This is a genomic window from Mesorhizobium sp. M7A.T.Ca.US.000.02.2.1, assembly GCF_003996995.1.
Classification (GTDB): domain Bacteria; phylum Pseudomonadota; class Alphaproteobacteria; order Rhizobiales; family Rhizobiaceae; genus Mesorhizobium.
Window position 1 is genome coordinate 1 of record NZ_RZTT01000575.1, and the last position, 2,986, is coordinate 2,986.

Here is a 2,986-nt window from a genome sequence, read left to right on the forward strand (position 1 = left end):
GATCGTACGCCGGGTGAACCGCGCGGCGGGCGGTGTGATGATCGGCGCCGGCGTTGCCGTTGTTGCCTGAGCGGATTGCCCAGTCGCCGCGCTATTTCCTGCGCGGCATCGCCTGATCGATGATTTTGCGCAGGAATGCGGCGTGGCCGCGGAACGCGCGCCGTCCGCTGGTCGTCGCCCTGACGCGCGTCTGCGGCCGGCGGCCGACGAACAGCTTTTCGATGTCGACATAACCGGCCCTGGCCAGCGTATCGAGATGCGCGCCGAGATTGCCGTCGGTGACGTCCACGATGGCCTTCAGCCCGGTGAAGTCCAGCGTTTGGCGCCTTTCCAGCATGTTCAGCGCGGCCATGATCCTGAGCCGAGTGCTCTGGTGGATGATTTCGTCGGCACTCATCGATCGGCTCCGGTGCAGCCAAGCCGGAGGCCACCGACAACCATGCCGCCGCCGTGGCGGACCGTCTTGGCAATCTCGAACGGCGACAGCGCCATTTGCCCCTGTGCGATGGACATCGAAGTACTCCGGCATGCTGTGCAGAATACTCTGCCATATAGAGTTGTCTGTCAATTCACGAGCAATCGGGTCTGCGATCGCGCTTGACAAGGTGATGCATTGGCCGGCTGTCGCATTGCAGTATAGATCGTCCGCCTGCATGAGATGATCGCACCGCTGAGGCTGTGGTCATGATATTGGCGAACGAAGATCGACACGCAAAGCTGTTCGCTGATCTTCGGAGCTTCACGAGAAGAGCGCTCCCGCGGAGAGTGGAGAATGTCGGCGACACATACTAGCCGATGGTCGAAGATCAGCAGTGAATTTCTGCGACGATCAGCACGATCATGTGCCGATCGTAACCGAAAGTTAAGTTGCGAAAATCAGTCTATTGCTTCGCTGGCTAGCAAGCCGCGAGTCAGATATGCATGAGCGCGCCGGGTCATTACGGCCGTCGGCACAACGGAAGGGGCATCGCATGGCTAAGCAGTCATCCAAAGCGCCGGCGTCGAAGGCACCGGCAAAGAAAGCACCCGCAAAAGCAGCGACGGCGAAGGTCGCAGCTGCAGTGAAGAAAGCAGCACCCGCTGCCAAGCCGAAGGCCGCGGCGGCCAAGGCAAAAGCAGCACCGGCCAAGAAGCCGGCAGCGAAAGCTGCTGCGAAACCGGCAGTGAAGAAAGCAGCACCCGCCAAGGCAGCGGCAAAGCCGGCGGCGAAGGCGGCACCAGCCAAGAAGCCTGCAGCGAAGGCTGCGGCGAAACCCGCAGCGAAGAAGGCAGCACCTGCAAAAAAACCGGCTGCCAAGGCTGCACCTGCCAAGGCTGCACCGGCCAAGAAGCCGGCTGCGAAGGCTGCTCCGGCAAAGAAGGCTGCGGCAGCGAAATCTTCAGCACCGGTGAAGAAAGCGGCACCTGCGGCCAAGCCGAAGGCAGCACCCGCGAAGGCCGGCAAGAAGTAGTCGCGTCTTCCCTCGCCGGGGGCGGTGCCGAAACAATCAAGGGCGGGTGCCTGACAGGCGCCCCGTTCGTTGTTTGGCAGTCGGAAGGCGAGAACAGAGGCGGACGGAGGATATCTTTTCGCAGCTCCCAGGACTTCGCCATAGGGCGGAGTCCGGTGGGGCTTTTTGTGCCATTCATGCGCTTGATGAAATGTCGGCGCGAGGCCCTTCGGTCTTGGCTGTCGGCTGAGTGATCCCTGCGATTCTGGCAACTCGGCGACTATGTGATCAAGCACCGTCTTCATGGAGCGCTCGCCAAACGGCCCCGGCCGATGAGTCCGCTCGCTGGCGGCCGGGTTTTCCGCTTCTGGCCATTGCTCGATCGCGCTTGATCGGTCAACACTGCCGGCCTGCAAAACAGGAAACCGATCATGCCCAGACTGCTCTATGCGTCCTCCTCTCCCTACAGTTCCAAAGTGCGCATGGCAGCCGCCTATGCCGGCATCGACATCGAAACGGTTGCGGTCAAAACCGACGACAAACCGGCCGAACTGATCGGCGCCAACCCGCTCGGCAAGATCCCGGTTCTGGTGCTCGATGACGGTCGCTCCATCCATGACAGTCGCGCCATCACCCAGCATCTCAACCGTTTGTCGAAGAGCGCGCTTTTTCCACGCAATCCCGACAAGCGGCTCGAGGCTGAAGTGCTGGAGGCGTTGGCCGACGGCATTTGCGACTGCGCGCTGTCGATGGTCTATGAAAGGCGCACGCGGCCCGAGGAGATGGTCTATCAGCCCTGGCTCGATCGCCAGTGGGCGAAGATCACGGCGGCACTCGACCTGCTGAATGCCAACCCGCCGAAGCTGCCGAAGAAGATCACCGCCGGCCAGATGGCGCTGCGCGCCTGCCTTGGCTATCTCTCGCTGCGTTTTGCCGGAAAATGGGAGAAGGGTCGCGCCCGGCTGACGCGATGGGCAGCACGCTTTGACGAGAAGTTTCCGGAACTGAAGCCCTGCATTCCCGGTTGACCGCCGATTGCCCGGAATTGATTTCCCGGGTTATCGGTTCGATCACCGCCCGGGAAAATCACTCAGACACAAAAAAAGCCGGGCGCGAGGCCCGGCTTTTTCGTGTCGTGGCTTGAACGACTTAGAACTTCATACCGACGCCGAAGGTGACGCGGTTGTCGGTGGCCTTGACCTTGCCGATGCCGTCGAAGCTCTTGCTGCCGAAGTCGGTGTAACGATACTCGACGCGGCCGAAGACATTGTCGGTCAGCTTGATGTCGGTGCCGAGACCGGCGGTCCAGCCGAGCATCGTGGCGCGGTCCGAACCATACAGGTCGTCTTCGACCTTCAGGCTTCTTCCGGCGAGACCGCCGGTGCCATAGAGCAGGATTTCCGGGGTCACGGCGTAGCCAAGACGGGCACGCAGCGAGCCTTCGAACCCTGCCTTGGAATTGACGCCATTCTCGTCGCCCTTGACGCCGTTGTAGCCGAGTTCGGCTTCAGCGCCGTAGACGAAGTTCTCCTGCTGCCACTGGTAGCCGCCGCTGT

4 protein-coding genes are annotated in these 2,986 nt (G+C 61.7%); 1 reads left to right on the top strand and 3 read right to left on the bottom strand.

The features are described from left to right. Positions 1–91: 91 nt before the first annotated feature. Both EOD15_RS31820 and EOD15_RS36035 read right to left on the bottom strand, forming a co-directional pair. Entirely contained in the window at positions 92–397 is a 306-nt protein-coding gene (locus EOD15_RS31820; protein WP_127319031.1) for a transcriptional regulator, read from the bottom strand. A 465-nt stretch (positions 398–862) separates the two neighbouring features. Then, entirely contained in the window at positions 863–1,735 is an 873-nt protein-coding gene (locus EOD15_RS36035; protein WP_185929132.1) for a hypothetical protein, read from the bottom strand. Positions 1,736–1,861: 126 nt separating this feature from the next. Between EOD15_RS36035 and EOD15_RS31835 the strand changes: the two genes are divergently transcribed. Next, positions 1,862–2,458: a glutathione S-transferase family protein gene (locus EOD15_RS31835; protein WP_127319025.1), complete on the top strand. Its 597-nt coding sequence runs from the start codon at positions 1,862–1,864 to the stop codon at positions 2,456–2,458. A gap of 121 nt (positions 2,459–2,579) precedes the next feature. On the opposite strand, the gene EOD15_RS31840 is transcribed toward EOD15_RS31835, so the two are convergent. After that, positions 2,580–2,986, bottom strand: a 407-nt coding sequence (locus EOD15_RS31840; protein ID WP_148129740.1) for an outer membrane protein, incomplete at its 5' end; no start/stop codon positions are given.

Bases quoted from the DNA above. Each gene is read 5' to 3' on its own strand.
- EOD15_RS31820 (WP_127319031.1), bottom strand. From the start codon at position 397: ATGAGTGCCGACGAAATCATCCACCAGAGCACTCGGCTCAGGATCATG.
- EOD15_RS36035 (WP_185929132.1), bottom strand. From the start codon at position 1,735: ATGAAGACGGTGCTTGATCACATAGTCGCCGAGTTGCCAGAATCGCAG.
- EOD15_RS31835 (WP_127319025.1), top strand. From the start codon at position 1,862: ATGCCCAGACTGCTCTATGCGTCCTCCTCTCCCTACAGTTCCAAAGTG.